The following is an 18569-nucleotide window of genomic DNA, read 5'->3' as shown; positions in this document are numbered from 1 at the left end:
AAGCCTACTCAGCGTTGACAAAAGCAGGGGTGAAGCGGTTCACTGAATCGCATCACTGAAACGGTTCACAAGGTGATCCCCAGGTTTACCTGTATTGTCAGTAGGAAATAGAGGGAGGTATGGCCGTGAGCATCGACGTGCATCAGCACCTGTGGACTTCGTCGTTCGTCGACGCGCTCCGCGCTCGCGCCACGCCTCCCTACCTCGACGGGTGGACGCTGATCCTCGACGGCGAGCCCCCGTACGAGGTCGACCCCGCCGACCACGCCGATCGCGACACCACGGGCCTGGAGCTCGCGCTCGTCTCCCTGTCCAGCCCGCTCGGCATCGAGTCGCTGCCACCCGAGGAGGCGTGGCCGCTCATCGACGCCTATCACGAGGGCGCGCTGAAGCTGCCGGAGCCGTACGGCGCGTGGGCGGCGACCTGCCACAGCGAGATCGACCCCGACCGGCTGGCCGCCGACCTCGACCGTGGCTTCGCCGGGCTGCAGATCCCCGCGACCGCCGAGCCCGACGACCGGCTGCTGGAGGTGCTGACCTCGCGCGACCTGCCGCTGTTCGTGCACCCCGGCCCTGCCGCGGCCGAGCTCGACCGTCCCGGGTGGTGGCCCGCGCTGGTGCCGTACGTGCAGCAGATGCACGCGGCGTGGCACCACTTCCGCGCGGTGGTGCGCCCGCGGCACCCGCGCCTGCGGGTCTGCTTCGCGCTGCTGGCGGGGCTCGCGCCGCTGCACTCCGAGCGGCTCATGGCCAGGGGCGGCGGCCGCGGCCAGGTCGACCCCTGCCTGTTCGTGGAGACCTCCTCGTACGGCCCGCGGGCGATCGACGCGATCATCCGCGAGCTCGGCATCGACGTGGTGGTGAACGGCTCGGACGCGCCGTACGCCACCGCCTTCCAGGACGGCCCGGGCATCGGCCAGGCGGCCGCGCACGCCATCAGGGTCACCAACCCGCGTCGCCTCCTGTCGGGAGACGACAGCAGCCACATTTCTCGTGCATTGGGACGAAAGGAGTAAACGCACGTGAGCACCAACCTTCCAGACCGCGCACTCGATCGGCGGGAACTACGCGAGCTGGTCGACGACCTGGCCTCGAAGCCTGCCCAGTGGCAGGACCAGGTGCAGTTCCCGGCCGACGGCGGCCGGCACTACGCCTCGCTCTACCGCGACGCCTATGTCGATGTGTGGCTGCTCTGCTGGCGTCCCGAAGACGACACGGGCTGGCACGACCACGACATCTCGTCGGGAGCGGTGCATGTGGTCCAGGGCGCGCTGCTGGAATGCAACCCGCGCATCGGCGGCGAGCACCTGGAGACCGTCGTCGCCGAGGGGCAGTCGTTCCACTTCGGGCCCGACCACATCCACAGGCTGACAGGAGCGGTGGACAAGAGCGTGTCCATCCACGCCTACTCGCCGCCGCTGTGGCGGCTCGGGCAGTACTCCATCGACGACACGGGCCTCATGCGCCGCGTCTCGGTGAGCTACGCCGACGAGTTGCGCCCCATCGACGGCGAGCCGGTGGGCGACGCCGCCATGGAGGAAGTGGCCTGAGCTCAGGCCGCCTGGGGCTCGCGCAGCACGCAGCAGGTCGCGCAGGCGTCGGCCTCGGGAAGGGTGACCCACAGGCAGCAGGTCCTGCGCCGGTAGCCGTCGGCGGTCTGTTCGAGCAGACCGTCGACGGGCGGCCCCACCTCGCGCAGCAGGCTCATGTAGTCGGCCTTGACCACCACGGTCATCGGGTGCGCGAAGGCCTCGGCCGTGGAGCCCCACAGCGTCCGCCTGCCCACCCTGGCCTGCCCGCTGATCGCGTTGACCAGCGGCTCGTGCGCCTGCAGGAGCGCCTCGCGGATCGCCTCGGCGCTGCCGGCGACCGACACCGACGTGGCCGCGATCGTCACACCCGCGTCGGACCGCCTGAAGTAGATGTCCTCGTGCCGCATGACGGGCGCCTGCCTGTTGAGCGCCCAGCCGAGGGCCATCGGGAAGGTGAGCCAGTAGCCGAGCGTCTTCCACAGCAGCGCCGCGCCCACGTGCCTGGGAGCGTCGTACAGGCCGGCGGTCTGGTCGATCAGCGCGCTCAGCAGCGTGGACGGCTCGCGTGACAGCTCGCTGAGCGGCGTCCACGACTCGTCGGGTTCGACGACAAGACCGGGTAGGACGCCGAGCACCCCGCCACGCTCGGCGGCGACGCGTTCCAGCACTCCGGTCAACTCCGCGAGCGGCACGGCAAAGCCCTTTCCCTGAAAAGGTTAGCCTTACCTAAGATAGCAGAGGACGGCCTGCTCGCACGCCCACAACCAGCTGGATCATGCAGGCCGCGATACCCGCGAGCAACGGAAGCGTCCAGCCGCCGGACACCTCCCTGAGGATCCCGATCAGCAGCGGGCCGAGCGCGGCCAGCACGTAGCCGACCGACTGGGCCACAGCCGACAGCGCGGTCACCGACGCGGGATCGGGCGCGCGCAGGGTGATGATGAGCAGCGCCAGCGCCAGGGAGGCGCCCTGGCCGACGCCGAGCACGATCATCCACACCCACGGCACGGTGGTGGGGGCGAGCAGCACGCCCACGTATCCCGCCACGGTCAGCAGCGCGGCGGCGGCCACGTGCCCGGCCTGCGACCGCCTGCGCTCGGCGTGCACGGGAACGGCCAGCGTGGCGGCGACCTGGGAGAGGTTCGAGACGGCCAGCAGGAAGCCCGCCTGCTCCGCAGGGATGCCCGCCTCCTGGAAGATCGTCGGAAGCCAGGCGAGCATCACGTAGAACGTCAGCGACTGGATGCCCATGAACGCGGTCAGCTTCCAGGTGAGCGGGCTCCTCATCAGCGCCATGAACGGCCGCGGGCCGTTGGCGGGCGCCGCCTGCCTGCCGAACGCCTGAGGCAGCCAGATCAGCGCGGCGGCCACGGCGGGCACCGCGACCAGGGCGGAGACGCCGCGCCAGCCGTACCCGGTGAGGCTTTCGAGGGGGATCATCAGCGCGGAGGCGGCCGCGGCACCGCCCACCAGGGCGGAGACGTAGATGGAGGTGAGCAGGCCCGCCTTCGCGGGGAAGTGCTGCTTGACCACGCCCGGCATGATCACGTTCAGGATCGCGATGGCGGTGCCCGCGATGGCAGCGCCTGTGTAGAGGGCGGGGGCGCCGTCCAGGCTGCGGACCACCACGCCCGCGGCCAGGATGAGCAGGGCGACCAGGAGCGTGCGGTCCAGGCCGATCCTGCGCGCGAGCAGCGGGGCCACGGGGCCGAACAGGCCGAGGCAGACCACCATGACGGTGGTGATGGCGCCGCCTCCGGCGGGGCTGAGGCCCACGTCGGTCATGATCTGGTCGAGGAGGGGGGAGATTCCGGCGATGGCGGGCCGCATGTTGAGCGCGGCAAGCACGAGCCCGGCGACGAGGAGGGTGGATCTCAAGGACATAGCGCGGCCCACTCTGTCATGCCACCCCCACGAGCGGGGCGACCGCCCTCACCCGCCCCGTCACCAGGATCCGAGGTGGCAAGCCAGAAGGGATAGGCGTCGACATCGCCCCGCCTGGTCACCCACCGGGTCTCCCTGAACGCCTCCAGGTTTCGCCGAAGCGCGCCCCCACCGACCTGACAACGTTGTCAAGCCGACGCGCATGATAAATGATCCCTATGTGAGACCGACGATGAAGGATGTCGCGGCGGAGGCGGGGGTCGCGCTCAAGACCGTCTCCCGGGTCGTGAACAACGAGCCAGGCGTGAACGCCGCGACCGCCGAGCGGGTGCGCGCGGCGATCGAGCGCCTCGGCTACAGCCGCAACGAGAGCGCGAGGGTGCTGCGCCAGGGCAGGACGTCGAGCATCGGCCTGGTCATCGAGGACGTCGGCGACCCCTTCTACTCAGGGGTGAGCAGGGCCGTCGAGGAGGTCGCGATCAAGCACGGTTCCCTGGTGCTCAGCGGCTCATCAGGCGAAGAGCCTGCCAGGGAGAAGGAGCTGGTGCTCACCTTCTGCACGCGCAGGGTCGACGGCCTCATCGTGGTGCCCGCCGGGAGCGACCACTCCTACCTGCGGGCCGAACTGGACGCCGGCACGCCCGCCGTGTTCGTGGACCGCCCCGCGGGGCCGGGCCTCGACGTCGACACGGTGCTGTGCGACAACGCGGGCGGGGCGCGGCTGGCCGTCGAGCACCTGCTCGCGCGGGGGCATCGGCGGGTGGCCTTCCTGGGTGACAGCCCGGCGATCTACACGGCGAGCGAGCGAGAGCGCGGCTACAGGGAGGCGCTCGGCGACCTGGTGGACGAGCGGCTGATCTCCATGGCGCAGCCGTCGCTCGACGGGGCGCGGGGGGTCCTGGACCGCATGCTGGGGATGGACGACCCGCCCACCGCGCTGTTCACGGGCAACGGCCGGTGCACTGTCACGGCGCTCCGGGCCTTGGAGGGGCAGCGGATCGCGTTGATCGGGTTCGACGACTTCGAGCTGGCGGACCTGCTGAACCCGGGGGTGAGCGTGGTGGCGCAGGACCCGGCGGGACTGGGGAGGGTGGCGGCTGAGCTGCTGTTCAGGAGGATCGCGGGGGACGTGGGGCCGGTCGAGCGGATCACGCAGCCGGTACGCCTGGTCGCGCGGGGCTCGGGAGAGATCGGACCCACCGGGATGCCGACCGGCTGAGCGCCGGGGTCGGCGGGGGTTCGGGCGGGTCGGCCTTCGGTGGGGGTCACGGGGTGGGGACGGGGATTCGGGCCGGGGTCAGGACGCGGGCGAGGGCGAGCGCGGCGAGGATGCCGACCGCCCCTGAGACCGCCATCGCGGGTCCCGAGCCCGCCAGTTCCGCCACTCCGCCGATCACCGCCGCCCCGACCGCCTGGCCGGTCATCAGCCCTGCCGACTGCAGGCCGTACGCCTGGCCTCTGACCTGCTCGGGGACCGCCTCCAAGAAGCGGCGCTGCAACCCGAGCTGGTAGGCCAGGCACCCGGCCGACAGCGCCGCGAGCGCCGCGGTGACCGGCGCTCCAGGCTCGGCCACGAAGAACAGCCACGGCACCCCCATCGCCGCCGCCAGCGGAAACGACAGCCGTTCCCGCAGCGCGGGAGCGGCGAAGCGGCCCACGGCGAACTCGCCCACCGCCATCCCCACGGCCGCCGTGGCCAGCGCGAGCCCCGCCCCTGTCGCCGTCCCCGCCGAGGTGAGGTACGGCACGACCATCGCCTCGGCCCCCGCCAGGCACATCGGCGGCACCCACATCGCCAGCAGCAGCCCCCGCACGCCAGGCGAGCCGAGCAGGACCCTGTTCACCCGCAGCGTCGTACGCACCGTGCCGCGTCCCGAGCCACCCCTGGCCGGCGTGTACGGCAGGCCGTACCTGAGCACGATCGCCGCCACCCCCGAGACGCCCGCCGTGACCGCCAACGCCCCCTCGGGCCCCGCCACGGCCAGGATCGCGCCGCCCAGCGACAACCCGCCGATCTGCGCGCCCGCGCTGGTCACCCCCATCAGCGACCTCCCCAGCACGAAGGCGTCACCCGGCAGCACGTCGGGCAGCATGGCGTTGCGCGCGGCCCCGAACACCGGCTGGCCGAGACCGCTGACCAGGATCAGCGCCAGCATGGCCCACACGGGCAGCCCCGCGTAGGCGAGCACCAGGCACACCACGAGCCTGACCAGCTCCCCCGCCACCATCAGACCGCGCGGCGGCAGCCTGTCGGCCAGCGACAGCAGGAACATCCCTCCGGCGAGGTACGGCAGCCAGCCCGCCATGTACGCGGCGGCGGACAGCCCTGGCGAGCCCGTCCGCTCGAAGACGAGGACCGACAGGGCCAGCATCTTGACCCCGTCGCCGCCGACCAGCAGCGCGAAGCTGCCGAACAGCACCCTGAACTCCCTGACCCTGAACACGTCGCGAAAAGTCGCCTGATCCCTGCCGGTATCCATGCGCCAACCTTCGAGAACACGCCGTCAGAGGGCGACATATTCGGGAATATCCGAAGGGTGATCAGGATTGAGGTCAGCCCCCAGGACATCGCCGCGAGCCGTTTCGCCATCTCACCCCTCATCGAGACGGTGCACGCGACCTGGGTGCTCGAAGGCAGGGTGAGCGCGGGAGCGTTGCAGGCGTGGGCCGCGCGGTGGCGGGAGCCGTACCGGCGGCTGGGCCGGCCGGGACTGGCGTTGATCCAGGCCATCTCCGGTCACCGCGGCTCGGGGAACGTGGACTTCGTCGCTCCCCCGCCTACCGGGGTGAACGTGCCGTTCGACAGGGAGCTGGCCGCGCTCAGGGCCACGCCGCTCGACCGCGCCCACGAGGAGATCGCGCAGCTGACCGTCCCCCGCGAGCTGCGTGCGGCACTCGAAGGCCCCCACGTCGTACGGCTGATCGCCGACGCCCTCGAAGCGGTGTGGCGGGAGATCGTCTCGCCCGAGTGGCCCCGCTTCCACGCCGTGATGGAGCGCGACGTGGTGTGGAGGGCGGGCAGGCTGGCGACCTCCGGGTGGGCGGCGGCGCTCGACGATCTCAGCGCGCAGGTCCGCTGGCGCGACGGCGGCCTCGACTGCGACCTGTCCAGCGACTTCGTCAAACGTGATCTCAACGGCAGGGGCCTGCTGTTCATGCCGTCGGTGTTCGGCTCGCGCGTGGGCGTCTATCTCGACGACGCGTGGCCGTACGCGCTGGTCTATCCCGCGCGCGGGGTCGGCGCGACCCAGGCGGGAGGCGGCGCGCGGCTGGAGGCGCTGATGCGGCTGATGGGCCGCACCCGCGCCCGCGTCCTGGCCGAGCTGGCCACGCCCGCCACCACGACACAGCTGGCCGCCGTGATGGGGCAGGCGCTCGGCACGGTGGGCGAGCACGTCGCGGCCCTGCGCGGGACCGGTCTCATCACCGGCGCCCGCGCGGGCCGTGGCGTGGTCTACTCGCGCACCCCGCTGGGCGACGCGCTGGTCACGGGGGAGCTCACCCCTTGAGCGCCCCCGCCATCAGCCCGCGCATGAAGAACCGCCCGAGCAGCAGGTAGATCAGCATCGTCGGGATCGAGGCCAGCAGCGCCGCGGCCATCTGCTGGCTGTACGGCGTGGCCTGCGCTCCCGCGATGTTGTTCAGCATGACGGTGGTCGGCCAGCTCGTCGGCCCGGTGAGGAAGACGGCGAACAGGAAGTCGTTCCACAGCGAGGTGAACTGCCAGATGATCACGACGGCGACCGCGGGACCCGAGATGGGCAGCACCACCGACCAGTAGGTCCGCAGCATGCCCGCGCCGTCCACTCTGGACGCCTCGATGAGCTCGTCGGGGATGGTCACGTAGTAGTTGCGGAAGATCAGCGTGCAGATCGGGATGCCGTAGACGACGTGCGCGAGCACGAGTCCCGGGATCCCGCCGTAGATGCCGAGGTTCACCATGAGCTGGACCAGCGGGATCATCACGCCCTGGTAGGGGATGAACATGCCGAACAGGAACAGCGTGAACAGCACGTCCGCGCCGGGAAAGCGCCATTTCGACAGGACATAGCCGTTCATGGAGCCGAGCGCGCACGACAGCAGCGATCCGGGCACCGCCAGCAGGACGCTGTTCCAGATGCCGGGTGCGAGCTTCTCCCACGCCACCCGCCACGCCTCGAACGTCCAGACCTGCGGCAGGTTCCACGCCTGCGCGGGGTTGGCCTCGGTGAGCGGCTTGAAGCTGGTGACCAGCAGCACGTAGATCGGGATCAGGAAGATGACCGCGAAGACGATCAGCAACCCACGGCGGAGGATCACGAGCGCCTCTCCTTGCGGACCGACCAGATCAGGTAGGGGATCACGAAGATCGCCACGCTGAGCACGATGTAGGAGGCGATGGTCGCGCCCTTGGCCGGGTCGTGGGAGTCGAAGACCGCCACCCACATGAACACGGCGGGCACGTCGGTGATGATCTGCTTGCCCGACACGGCCATGACCAGGTCGAAGGTCTTCAGCGAGATGTGCCCCAGGATGATCAGCGCGGACAGCGTCACGGGGCGCAGCAGCGGCAGCACGATGTGCCGGTAGACGCCCCATTCGGTGCATCCGTCCACCCGTGCGGCCTCACGCAGTTCCTCGGGCACGCCTCGGAAACCCGCCAGGAAGAGCGCCATGACATATCCGGACATTTGCCAGATTGCCGGGAGGGCCATGGCGGCCATGCCCCAATCCTGGTCCCTGAACCAGGCCCACTGGGGCAGGCCGATCACGTCGAACAGCCGGTTGAGCCCGACCGCCCGCTCGCCCTGGCCCGAGTTCATCAGCCACCGCCACACGATGCCGGTCGCCACGAACGAGATCGCCATGGGGAACAGGTAGATCGCCCTGAACGTGCCCTCGCCCTTGATCCCCTTCTCCATGAGGAAGGCGAGGAACCAGCCGAGCAGCAGCGCCCCGCCCACGAACACGACCGTGAACAGGATCGCGTGGTTGACCGAGAGGTGCCAGCGGGGCAGGTCCCAGATGTCGATGAGGTTGCGCAGGCCGACGAACGAGCCCTCCGACACCTCGTCGTGCTTGTCGGTCATGGCCAGGCTGAAGTTCCAGCCGAGCATGCCGTACACGAACACGCCGATCAGGATGATCGAGGGGGCCACCAGCAGCAGGCCCGGCAACCAGGCGCGGGCCCGCCGCAGGGCGGACCCGCCTCTCCTAGCCATCACTGTGCAGGCCTCACTGGGCGTTGGCCGCCGCGGCGTCAACGAGGCCCTTCTGCAGCGCGGCGACATCCTTGCTGCCGATGAACAGGCCGACCGCCTCGTTGATGGAGGCCAGCCAGGGCTGGTTGACGGCCACGCCGTGCTGGATGGATCCGGCCAGCTTGTTGGAGGACCAGTCCTTCAGCGCGTCGGCCAGATAGTCGGTGTAGAGCGAGGCGTCGGCGTCCTTGCGCGCAGGGATGGAACCCTTCTTCGGATTGAAGGCGTCCTGTCCCTCCTTGCTCGCCGCCACCTTGAGCCACGCCACCGCGCCGTCCCTGTTCTTGGCGCCCTTGGGCAGCGTGAAACTGTCGGACAGCCACAGGTAGGTGCCCTCGGTGCCAGGCGCGGCCGCCCAGTCGAAGTCGGTCTTCGACTGCTTGCCGAGGCCGCCCTCCGGTGGGTTGTGGAAGTAGCCGTAGGCCCAGTCGCCCATGATGTTGAAGGCGGCCTTGCCCTCCGCCACCTGCGCGGCGGCCGGCTGCCAGTCGTCCTGCGGGTCTCCCGCGTACGACATGATCGTCTTGAAGTTCTCCAGTGCCTTGGTGACCTCGGGAGATCCCCAGTTGGCGCCCGGCTTGAACAGCGCGTTGTAGCCGTCGGTGCCGAGCGAGCCGAGCAGCACGCTCTCCATCAGGTGGGTGACGGTCCACTCCGAGCCGATGGACAGCGGAATCTTGCCCTTGGCCTTGACCTTCTCCAGGGCGGCGATGAACTCCTCGATCGTCTTGGGCGCACCCGCGACCCCTGCCTCCTTCAGGACGCCCGGGTTGAACCAGAGGATGTTCGACCTGTGGATGTTGACGGGCACCGAGTAGATCTTGCCCTCGTAGCTGATCTGCTCGACCAGCTGCGCGGGGAAGACGTCCTTGAGCTTGAGCTCGTCGTAGAGGAAGGTCAGGTCCTCGAGGTCGCCCGACTTGATGTAACCCTGCAGCTCCGCGCCCGCGTGACCCTGGAAGGTGTCCGGCGGGGTGTCGGCCTGGAGCTTGGACTGCAGCAGCGCCTTGGCCTTGTCGCCGGAGCCTCCCGCCACGGCGGCGTCGAAGAAGGTGAAGCCGGAGTTCTGCTTCTCGAAGATCTCCTTCATGGCTTTCAGACCGTCGGCCTCACCGGGCCCGGTCCACCACGAGAAGACCTCCACCTGCTTCTTCGCGTCTCCTCCCGCGCCGGAGGCCTGACCCGACGGAGCCGCAGTGCCGCCTCCGCCGCCGCAGGCCGTCAGCCCGAGCACGGCCGCCAGGGTGATCGCCGCTAACCACCGTCGTCTCATCGCACACCGCTCCTTCACCACGGTCGGTGACAACGTTGTCAGTAGGGCAATCAACCCACTTCGCACTCCGCGACGTCAAGGCATGTGCGGGTAACAGGTCGGCATATTCGGGGAGCGCTCTCTTTACAGTCGCCGCACGCCACGGCCCGCCAGCGCCGTCACCGTCACACCGAAGTCGTGAAGGGTCCCCGCCAGGCTCGCGGGCGCGAGCCCGTTGGCTGCGATCACCAGTGCGCCCCTGCTCACCGCCAGGCCGACCAGCGCGACCAGGTCGCCGCCGCCATCAGGCGGCCAGGTCACCAGCACCACGTCCGAGTCGGCCAGAGCGACGCCGCTGTCCAGGGCGCTCATCTCCCCGAGCAGGTCATGGTGGGTGAGCGTGCGGCCGTCGGCCAGCGACAGCGCGGTCTGCGTCGCGGGGTCGAGCGACGGCAGCGGCACCGCGTCCAGCAGCGAGAGCCGCGCGAAGTCGACGGTGTCGAGCGCGTCGCCGAACGCGATCACCTGCCTCACCCTGGAGTCCTCCACCGCCCTCACAGCCGAGTCGGCCAGGCGGCTCGTGGTGATCATCATGCGCGCGTCGCACTCCGACAGCCGCCCGGCGATCCGCCCGACGGGCAGCGCGGGATCGAGCGGCGCGGCCACCCCGCCCGCCGCGATCACGGTGTGGACGGCCAGCGTCTGCGCGGTGACGGTGTCGACGTGGACGCCCACCACCTGGTGGGGTCTGGCGCCCCTGCGGATCAGGCCCGAGGCGGCCGCGGTCACCTCGGTGACGAGACGGCGGTAGCCGTACACCAGGCCGGCGGTCAGGTCGATCAGCGCGGGACGGTCGCCGCGCTCGTAGGCGGCGGCGAACACACCTCCCGTCACGGCGCCCGGTGAAGGGGATGTCGGTCGCGTGACGCCACAGCGGGCATGTGGGCCGCAGCATCCACCGAGATATGTATAGCGATGTGTATTCAAGGACCGTCCCTGAAGCCTGGGCGGGCTCGAGCCCTGCGCGGCTCGAGCCCGCTGTCGCGCCCGCCGGACCACGACCCCCACCCCTCCGAGGAGGCCAGGCCCACCTGCGAACGCGACGTTTCGGATGGATCGCCCCCGGCCGTGCCCGCCCGCCCGCGATGTGGCACCCGGAGCACCGGGTTCAGGGGGAGCCGCCGGTCGATCACAGACGCAACGCTAGGCGGGGCGGGCTTCGGGCACATGCGCCGAGATGGCCATTCGGCCATGTATCCGCAGTGGGTCAAGGATGTGTAGAGAAGAGGTCGTCACGCAGGCGCGTCCCCGTGAGGAGAACGGCCACGTGTGTACGTGACGAGGGGCCTGCCGGAGCGCGGCGCGTTCGCCTACCGGAGTCCGGCGGCAGCGCTGCGCGACGGCGCCCATCCCGACCAGGCCGCCACGGCGCTGCTCGGCGCGTGGGGTGAGGTGCTGCTCCACTCCACGAGCCGGCGGTTCGACGAGAGCGCGGTCGTGCTCGCCCACGCCGCCTGCCCCGACCCGCGGCCCGACCTGCCCGCGCCCGGTGGCTGCGGCATTCGTCGCGATACGCCCGGATATCGCCGACGCCCTCGGCGCGCGCCTGCCCGCAACGGCGGGGCGGCCGTAGGAAATTGTCGGTGACGCCCGTCACACTCCTGGGTATGGCGGACGAGCCCCTCGAACTCGGCGAGATCTCCTTCTCCGACTGGCACGCACACACCGACAAGATGGCGGAGGTCGGCTTCCTGACCATCGCGCGCCGGTTGCCGGCCCTGGTAGGGCAGGCGATGCGGATGGCGTGGCGGGCCAGCCCGCGCGACACCGCGGCCACCGTCGGATTCAACCTGGCGGGCGGCGTCTTCACCGCCTTCGGGCTGCTGGCCACCACCGGCGTCCTCGAAGCGCTGTTCCGCGAGGGCCCCACGCCCGAACGGGTGCGGGCGGCGCTGCCCAGTCTCGCGCTGGTGGCGGCGGCCGCCGCGCTGCGCACGCTGACGCAGGCGGCCGCGGGCTGGGCGCAGTCCAGGCTCGACCCGCAGGTCTCCAGGCTCACCGAAGAGCGACTGTACGGCCTGACCAGCAGGGTTCCGCTGGTGGCCTACGACGACCCCGACTTCCACGACGCGATGGAACGTGCCAGGATGCGCGGCGTCGCCATGGCCGACGTGGTGGTCATGACGGCGATCGACGTCATGACCGCCTTCATCGGCATCGCGGCCGTGGCCGGCGTGCTGGGCATCCTGCATCCGTCGCTGCTGCCGCTGCTCATCCTCGCCGTGCTGCCCGACGCGTGGGCCGCCGTGCGCTCGGCCAGGATGCGCTACTCGTACATGTACTCGCTGATCCCCGCCCGCAGACGCAAGTGGATCATCGCCGAGCTGCTGGCCGACCGCTCCCCCGCCGCCGAGGTGCGTTCCTTCACCATGCGCGGCTTCCTGCTGCGGATGTACGACGCCGTGGCCAGGGCCGAGCAGGAGGTCCTGCTGCGGCTGGCCAGGCGGCAGACGGTGGCCAGGATCGTCGGAGAGGCGCTGGGCGGCGTCGGCACCGGCCTGGTCTACCTGGCGCTGGGCCTGCTGCTGGCCTTCGGCGCGCTGCCGCTGGCCGTGGCCGGCACCGCCGTCCTCGCGATCCGGCAGGGGCAGATGTCGCTGAGCAACCTGATGTACGCCACCAACCGCCTCTACGAGGAGGGCCTCTACTTCACCGACTTCCTCGACTTCTGCGCCGACGCCGAGCGCCGGATCGCCGATCCGAGGCCCACGCCCGCGCCGCGGTCGTTCGAGGAGATCAGGGCCGACGACGTGACCTTCAGCTATCCGGGCTCGGACAACCCCGCGCTGCGCGGCGTGTCCGTCAGGGTGGGCAGGGGCGAGGTCATCGCGTTCGTCGGCGAGAACGGCTCGGGCAAGACCACCCTCGCCAAGATCCTCTCCGGCCTCTACGAGCCCGACGGGGGCACGGTGAGCTGGGACGGGCTCGACGTGCGCGAGGTGGCGCCGGAGGAGCTGCGCCTGTCCACCGCGGTCATCGCCCAGGACCACACCAGGTGGCCGCTGACGGCCCGCTACAACATCACCATGGGCACCGACAAGGGAGAGCCCGCGCTGGTCGCCGCGGCCGAGGTCGCGGGGGCCGACGAGGTCGTCGCCGAGCTCCCGTACGGCTACAGCACGCTGCTCGACCGGCGCTTCAAGGACGGGCAGGAGCTGTCCGGCGGGCAGTGGCAGCGGATCGCCGTGGCGCGCGGCTTCCATCGCGACGCGCCGCTGCTGATCTGCGACGAGCCCACGGCCGCGCTCGACGCCAGGGCCGAGCACGCCCTGTTCGAGCGCATCCGCCGGCACTCCGACGGGCGGAGCGTGCTGCTGATCACGCATCGGCTGGCGAGCGTGCGGTACGCCGACCGGATCTACGTGCTCGACCACGGCAAGGTGGTGGAGGAGGGCACCCACGATCACCTGATGGCGGAGGAGGGGCTCTACGCCGACCTCTACAACCTCCAGGCCCAGGCCTACCGCTGACGCGGCCCCACCCTCGCCGGAGGCCACCGGTCCTCATCCCGCGAGAGCCCGGCGGGTCGACGGCCGACGCGAACCGCGTCACCCGAAGGCGCGGCCGGCCCGAGAACGGATGCCCGAGAGCGGACGGCCCGAGAACGGACGGCCCGAGAACGGACGGCCCGAGAACGGACGGCCCGAGAACGGACGGCCCGAGAACGGACGGCCCGAGAACGGACGGCCCGAGAACGGACGGCCCGAGAACGGACGGCCGAGAGGTCTCGCGGGAACCGGAGCGCGGAGGCGGGGCTCCGGATCAGGTGAGGACCGCCTGCATGATCTGGCGGGCGATGGGGGCGGCCACGTCGCCGCCGGAGCCGGCCTGCTCGACGACCACGCCCACAGCCACCCGCGGGCTGCCGGCGGGGGCGAAGGCCGTCAGCAGCGCGTGATCCTCCGCGCCCTGGACGTTCTCCGCCGTGCCCGTCTTGGCCGCGACCTGCACGTCGGGCAGCGCGGCCGCCGTACCCGTGCCGCCCTGCTCGGTGACCTCCACCATCATGGCGGTGAGCTGGGCGGCCTCGCGCGCGCTCATGACCGAGCGCCACTGGGACGGCTCGGCCCTGTCGATGACCGAACCGTCCGGCAGCCGGACCTCCTCCACCAGGTAGGGCCGCATCAGCGCGCCGCCGTTCGCCACCGCGGCCGACAGCATGGCGATCTGGAGCGGGGTGGCCCTGTCGTTGAACTGCCCGATCGCCGACATCGCGGTCTGCGCCTGGTCGAGGCCGCTCGGGTAGACGCTCATGGAGACCGGCATCGGCACGGTCAGCGTGTCGTCGTTGAACCCGAACGCCTCCGCCTGCTGGCGCAGCGTGTCCTGCCCCATGTCGAGGCCCATGGCGGCGAAGGCGGTGTTGCAGGAGATCTGGAAGGCGAAGGCCAGCGCCGGACGCCCGTCGCCGCAGGACTCGCCGCCGGCGTTGCGCAGGTAGGTGGAGGTGCCCGGCAGCAGCAGCCTGATGGGCGCGTCCACGGCGGAGGCCGACGCGTACGTGCCGGAGTTCAGGGCGGCGGCGCTGGTGACGACCTTGAAGGTGGAGCCGGGCGGATAGTTCTGGTTGAGCACCCTGTTGAGCAGCGGCCGGCCGGGGTCGGCGTGGAACAGCGTGTCGATCTCCGTCAGCTTGGCGCCGTCGAAGGTGGTGTAGAGGTTGGGGTCGTAGGACGGGTAGGAGACCATCGCCAGGATCGCCCCCGTCGTGGGGTCGAGCGCCACGGCGGCTCCACGCCGCCCCGTCGCGGCCAGGCCCTGGTAGGCGGCCCGCTGGACGTGCTGCTCGATGGTGGTCCGCACGTCGGCGCCCTCGCTGATGCCGTCGGTCACCAGCGCGCGCACCCGCACTCTCGGGTCGCTGCCGGTGAGGGCGGCGTCCTCGGCACGTTCCAGGCCGGTGGTGGTGTAGAGCGAGGAGTGGCCGGTGACCGCGGCGTAGAGGTTGCCGCCGGGGTAGGTCCGCCGGTAGGCGTAACTGGCGTTCTTCGTCCTGCGGCTGGCGGCGATGATCGTCCCGTCGCGGGTGAGGATCTTGCCGCGCGGGTGCTCGAACCTGGAGATCAGCATGCGCTGGTTGCGCGCGTCGGCGTTGAGCCGCGCCGTCGTGAACCCCTGGATGTAGGTGACGTTCGCGAGGAGCGCGAACAGCATCGCCGCGCACAGTATCGCCGCGCGACGCAGCGGGATGTTCATGCGTCTCGCCCGGGGTCCGGCCATACCCCCCGGTTTAGCAACCGCAACGCCAAGCGCGGGCTAGAGCACGCTGCGGTAGTAGGAAATCTTGTTGTGAATGTAGCGCTGGCGCTCGATCAGGTTGTCGATCTGGCCGCGCACCCTGCTGTCGTGCTCCTCCAGGAGCGCGATCCTGTCGGCGATGGTGTGGTCGCCCGCGCGCACCAGTTCGGCGAAGCGCAGCATCTGGGCGATCGGCATGCCCGTGTCGCGCAGGCATCTGATCGTCCCCAGCCACCCGAGGTCCTCCTCGGAGAACCTGCGCTGTCCCGCGGCGTTGCGGTCTACGGGGGCCAGGAGGCCGATCTTCTCGTAGTAGCGAAGGGTGTCCAGGCTGAAGCCGGTCTCCTCGACGACTTCAGCGGGTGTGTAGACGCTCACGAGGCCGATCCTCCCACCTGGAGCGCACTCCAGGTCAATCGCTTGACATGGAGTGCGCTCCAGCTCGCAGAGTCTCGCCCATGGATTTCGCGATCGGCGCCATCGACTTCGGCACCAGGGTCACCCTGCAGGACACCTTCGCTCTTCTCGACAGGTTCACCGAGGCGGGTGGGACGGTGATCGACACGGCGAACAACTACCCGTTCTGGAACGCCGGCCGTACCGGCAGCGAGAGCGAGGAGGCGGTCGGGGCCTGGCTGGCCGCGCGCGGCGCCAGGGACAGGATCGTGTTGAGCACCAAGGTCGGGGCGCGCCCGACGGTGCCGGGTGACACGACGCTCGACTCGGCGGAAGGCCTGTCGGCACAGGCCGTCGGGAAGGGCATCGAGGGCAGCCTGCGGCGGCTGGGGACGGACCGCATCGATGTGTACTGGTCACACATCGAGGATCGGTCCGTCCCGCTCGAGGAGACCCTGGGCGCGTTCAACGAGCTGGCCGAGGCGGGCAAGATCCTCAGGCTGGGCTCGAGCAACATGCCCGCGTGGCGCCTGGAGCGGGCCAGGAACCTGTCCGCGGCCAACGGCTGGCTGCCCTACACCGCGCTGCAGCTGCGGCACACCTACCTGCGGCCGCGACCGCTGGTGAAGCTGCCCGAGGGCGGCCACATGCTCACCACGGACGAGACGCTGGCCTACGTGCGCGAGGAGGAGTACCTGACCCTGTGGGTGTACAACACGTTGATGTCCGGCGCCTACACCCGCGCCGACCGGCCCGTCCCCGAGTGGTACGACCACCCCGGCACGACGCGCCGCCTGGCGAGGCTGCGCGAGGTGGCGGACGAGCTGGGCGCGACGCCGAACCAGGTGGTGCTGGCGTGGCTGACGGCCCAGGGGCTGGTGCCGATCGTGGGGGTGACGACGATGGCCCAGCTGGAGGAGGCGATCGGGGCGGCCGGCCTCAAGCTGGACGAGGCGCTCATGGCTCGGCTGGACGAGCCACGCTGAGGTGCTCGGCGAGGTAGCGGCGGACCAACTGCTTGCACTCGGCGATCAACGCCGGGTCGCCGTCGGAGCTCGTGCGGAAGGCTAGCTTGAGCACCGCGTCGGCCGCCTCGACGGCGACCCGCAGCGCGAGGTCGAGCCGCTCGCCTTCGGGCTTGTCGTACAGCCCGACGACGAGGGCGCGCAGCCGGTCGGCCACGACGGCGCTGTTCTCCGTCGCCGCGTCGAGCATGTGGCTGGTGCCCGGCAGCGCGGGACCGCCGGGCGTGGGCAGCACCTCACCGAAGTCGACCACCGCGAAACCCGGTGTGGTGCGCTTCATCGCCACGAACTCGTCGATCGCCAGGTCGGACAGCTCCGACCAGTGGGCGAGGTCGGCCTGCGCGATCCGGTCGGTGACGCGCGTGAGGAACCTGTCGAGGTTACGCATGGCCAGCGCCCTGACCAGGCCTTGTTTGTCGGAGAAGAACTGGTAGAAGGTGCCGATCGGGACCTCGGCCCGACGGGCGACCTCCTTGGTGGTCAGCCCGTCATAGCCCACTTCGTCCAGGAGCGAGGCGCACTCGTCGAGCATCCGCTCGACCCGTTCGGCGCTGCGGCGCTGGGAGGGACGGCGGCGCAGGGTACTCGTCATATCCCCATCCTGGCCCATCAGCGCCGCCGACCTCGCGACCTCGGACCCCTTGATCGCCTAATATCACCGGTTATGTTCCTCTGGGGTACGGCCACCGCCGCCTACCAGATCGAGGGCGCCGTCCACGAGGACGGCCGCGGCGCCTCCATCTGGGACACCTTCGCCCACCAGCCCGGCAGGACCCGCGACGGGCACACCGGTGACGTGGCGTGCGACCACTACCATCGCTGGCCCGATGACCTCGAGCTGATGACCGGCCTGGGCGTCAACGCCTACCGGTTCTCGATCGCGTGGCCGAGGATCCAGCCCGGCGGCTCCGGCGAGGTCAACCCGAAGGGGCTCGACTTCTACGACAGGCTCGTGGACGGGCTCGGCGAGCGCGGCATCACCCCCGTGCCGACGCTGTTCCACTGGGATCTGCCCCAGGCGCTGGAGGACAGGGGCGGGTGGCTCGACAGGGACACCGCCCACCGTTTCGCGGACTACGCCGCGGTCGTGGCCGACCGGCTCGCCGACCGGGTGAAGATGTGGATCACGCTCAACGAGCCCTTCGTGCACATGGTCTTCGGCTACGCGATGGGCGTGCACGCTCCTGGTCACGCGCTGATGCTGGACGCGCTCCCCGTGGCGCACCACCAACTGCTCGGGCACGGGCTGGCCGTACGGGCGCTGCGGGCCGCGGGCGCGGAGCAGGTGCTGGTCACCAACAACTGCACCCCCGTCTGGGCGGAGGACGCGGCGGCGGGCGACGCCTACGACGCGTTGCACAACCGGCTGTTCAACGACCCGGTCCTGCTGGGGCGCTACCCCGACCTGTCCGCCTACGGCGTCACTCTCGGCTGCGTCCGCGACGGCGATCTGGAGGTCATCTCCACGCCGCTCGACGGGCTCGGCATCAACTACTACAACCCCACGCGGATCGGCGCCCCCACGGACGACTCGCTGCCGTGGACCGACCTCGGCGTCACCGGCTACCCCACCACGGCTTTCGGGTGGCCCGTCGTCCCCGACGGCCTGCGCGAGCTGCTGGTCGGCCTGCGCGACCGGTACGGCGCGGCGCTGCCGCCGATCTACGTCACGGAGAACGGCTGTTCCTACCCCGAGCTGGACGACCAGGCCCGCATCGCCTTCCTCGACGGCCATCTGGCCGCCGTGCGCGCCGCGCAGGACGAGGGCGTCGACGTGCGGGGATACTTCGTCTGGTCGCTGCTGGACAACTTCGAGTGGGCCGAGGGCTACCACCAGCGCTTCGGCCTGGTCCATGTCGACTTCCCCACCGGCCTGCGCACCCCGCGCGCCTCCTACCACTGGCTGAAGGAGCACCTGTCGCGTACGGCGCGGCCGTAGCGG

General features: G+C 70.7%; 18 protein-coding genes. 8 read left to right on the top strand and 10 right to left on the bottom strand.

Going from position 1 to position 18569, the window contains the following annotated elements:
• The first annotated feature begins 119 nt into the window (after positions 1-119).
• Together AC3EO4_RS40740 and AC3EO4_RS40735 are read left to right on the top strand one after the other, a co-directional pair.
• Positions 120-1016 carry an amidohydrolase family protein gene (locus AC3EO4_RS40740; protein ID WP_431900847.1) on the top strand — a complete coding sequence of 299 codons (897 nt, stop codon included), beginning with the start codon at positions 120-122 and terminating at the stop codon, positions 1014-1016.
• Positions 1017-1022: 6 nt separating this feature from the next.
• A complete protein-coding gene (locus AC3EO4_RS40735) occupies positions 1023-1550 on the top strand; it encodes a cysteine dioxygenase (RefSeq protein WP_379576002.1) in 528 nt (175 codons plus the stop codon).
• Between the two features lie 2 nt (positions 1551-1552).
• On the opposite strand, the gene AC3EO4_RS40730 is transcribed toward AC3EO4_RS40735, so the two are convergent.
• Positions 1553-2224, bottom strand: coding sequence for a hypothetical protein (locus tag AC3EO4_RS40730; protein ID WP_379576003.1), 672 nt, complete (start codon positions 2222-2224; stop codon positions 1553-1555).
• Positions 2225-2258: 34 nt separating this feature from the next.
• On the bottom strand, positions 2259-3416 hold the full coding sequence (locus tag AC3EO4_RS40725) for a CynX/NimT family MFS transporter (protein WP_379576004.1): 1158 nt from the start codon (positions 3414-3416) through the stop codon (positions 2259-2261).
• 220 nt (positions 3417-3636) lie between these two features.
• On the opposite strand from AC3EO4_RS40725, the gene AC3EO4_RS40720 reads away from it, so the two are divergent.
• A complete protein-coding gene (locus AC3EO4_RS40720; RefSeq protein ID WP_431900843.1) occupies positions 3637-4635 on the top strand; it encodes a LacI family DNA-binding transcriptional regulator in 999 nt (332 codons plus the stop codon).
• A 46-nt stretch (positions 4636-4681) separates the two neighbouring features.
• Here the strand turns inward: AC3EO4_RS40720 and AC3EO4_RS40715 are convergent, their stop codons facing one another.
• The gene (locus AC3EO4_RS40715) at positions 4682-5896 is read right to left on the bottom strand and encodes an MFS transporter (RefSeq protein WP_431900840.1); all 1215 of its coding nucleotides are present in this window, start codon (positions 5894-5896) and stop codon (positions 4682-4684) included.
• Between the two features lie 57 nt (positions 5897-5953).
• On the opposite strand from AC3EO4_RS40715, the gene AC3EO4_RS40710 reads away from it, so the two are divergent.
• Complete coding sequence (locus AC3EO4_RS40710; protein ID WP_379576007.1) at positions 5954-6925, top strand: ArsR/SmtB family transcription factor; 972 nt, start codon at positions 5954-5956, stop codon at positions 6923-6925.
• On the opposite strand, the gene AC3EO4_RS40705 is transcribed toward AC3EO4_RS40710, so the two are convergent.
• From AC3EO4_RS40705 to AC3EO4_RS40690, 4 genes are all read right to left on the bottom strand, one after another.
• Positions 6915-7712: a carbohydrate ABC transporter permease gene (locus tag AC3EO4_RS40705; RefSeq protein WP_379576327.1), complete on the bottom strand. Its 798-nt coding sequence runs from the start codon at positions 7710-7712 to the stop codon at positions 6915-6917. The two genes, AC3EO4_RS40710 and AC3EO4_RS40705, sit on opposite strands and share 11 nt — an antisense overlap.
• Positions 7712-8617 carry a carbohydrate ABC transporter permease gene (locus AC3EO4_RS40700; protein WP_379576008.1) on the bottom strand — a complete coding sequence of 302 codons (906 nt, stop codon included), beginning with the start codon at positions 8615-8617 and terminating at the stop codon, positions 7712-7714. Before AC3EO4_RS40700 ends, AC3EO4_RS40705 begins: the two co-directional genes overlap by 1 nt.
• A 13-nt stretch (positions 8618-8630) precedes the next feature.
• Entirely contained in the window at positions 8631-9929 is a 1299-nt protein-coding gene (locus AC3EO4_RS40695) for an extracellular solute-binding protein (RefSeq protein WP_379576009.1), read from the bottom strand.
• Between the two features lie 123 nt (positions 9930-10052).
• Positions 10053-10802 (bottom strand): AMP-binding protein, encoded by a 750-nt coding sequence (locus AC3EO4_RS40690; protein WP_379576010.1) that lies wholly within the window; start codon positions 10800-10802, stop codon positions 10053-10055.
• Between the two features lie 435 nt (positions 10803-11237).
• Between AC3EO4_RS40690 and AC3EO4_RS40685 the strand changes: the two genes are divergently transcribed.
• A complete protein-coding gene (locus tag AC3EO4_RS40685; protein ID WP_431900834.1) occupies positions 11238-11555 on the top strand; it encodes a hypothetical protein in 318 nt (105 codons plus the stop codon).
• 20 nt (positions 11556-11575) lie between these two features.
• A complete protein-coding gene (locus AC3EO4_RS40680; protein ID WP_379576012.1) occupies positions 11576-13438 on the top strand; it encodes an ABC transporter ATP-binding protein in 1863 nt (620 codons plus the stop codon).
• Positions 13439-13730: 292 nt separating this feature from the next.
• Here the strand turns inward: AC3EO4_RS40680 and AC3EO4_RS40675 are convergent, their stop codons facing one another.
• Together AC3EO4_RS40675 and AC3EO4_RS40670 are read right to left on the bottom strand one after the other, a co-directional pair.
• Positions 13731-15164: a peptidoglycan D,D-transpeptidase FtsI family protein gene (locus AC3EO4_RS40675; protein ID WP_431900831.1), complete on the bottom strand. Its 1434-nt coding sequence runs from the start codon at positions 15162-15164 to the stop codon at positions 13731-13733.
• 60 nt (positions 15165-15224) lie between these two features.
• Positions 15225-15584 carry a MerR family transcriptional regulator gene (locus AC3EO4_RS40670; RefSeq protein ID WP_379576014.1) on the bottom strand — a complete coding sequence of 120 codons (360 nt, stop codon included), beginning with the start codon at positions 15582-15584 and terminating at the stop codon, positions 15225-15227.
• A gap of 80 nt (positions 15585-15664) precedes the next feature.
• Here AC3EO4_RS40670 and AC3EO4_RS40665 point away from each other — a divergent pair, with 80 nt between their 5' ends.
• A complete protein-coding gene (locus AC3EO4_RS40665) occupies positions 15665-16588 on the top strand; it encodes an aldo/keto reductase (RefSeq protein ID WP_431900827.1) in 924 nt (307 codons plus the stop codon).
• Here AC3EO4_RS40665 and AC3EO4_RS40660 read toward each other — a convergent pair.
• Positions 16560-17219 carry a TetR/AcrR family transcriptional regulator gene (locus AC3EO4_RS40660; RefSeq protein ID WP_379576016.1) on the bottom strand — a complete coding sequence of 220 codons (660 nt, stop codon included), beginning with the start codon at positions 17217-17219 and terminating at the stop codon, positions 16560-16562. The two genes, AC3EO4_RS40665 and AC3EO4_RS40660, sit on opposite strands and share 29 nt — an antisense overlap.
• 72 nt (positions 17220-17291) lie before the next feature.
• Between AC3EO4_RS40660 and AC3EO4_RS40655 the strand changes: the two genes are divergently transcribed.
• Positions 17292-18566: a GH1 family beta-glucosidase gene (locus tag AC3EO4_RS40655; protein WP_431900825.1), complete on the top strand. Its 1275-nt coding sequence runs from the start codon at positions 17292-17294 to the stop codon at positions 18564-18566.
• Positions 18567-18569: the final 3 nt, after the last annotated feature.

This window comes from Nonomuraea sp. bgisy101, from assembly GCF_057708945.1.
The sequence above is the reverse complement of the archived record's forward strand: the minus strand, read 5'-3'. Positions and strand labels throughout refer to the sequence as shown.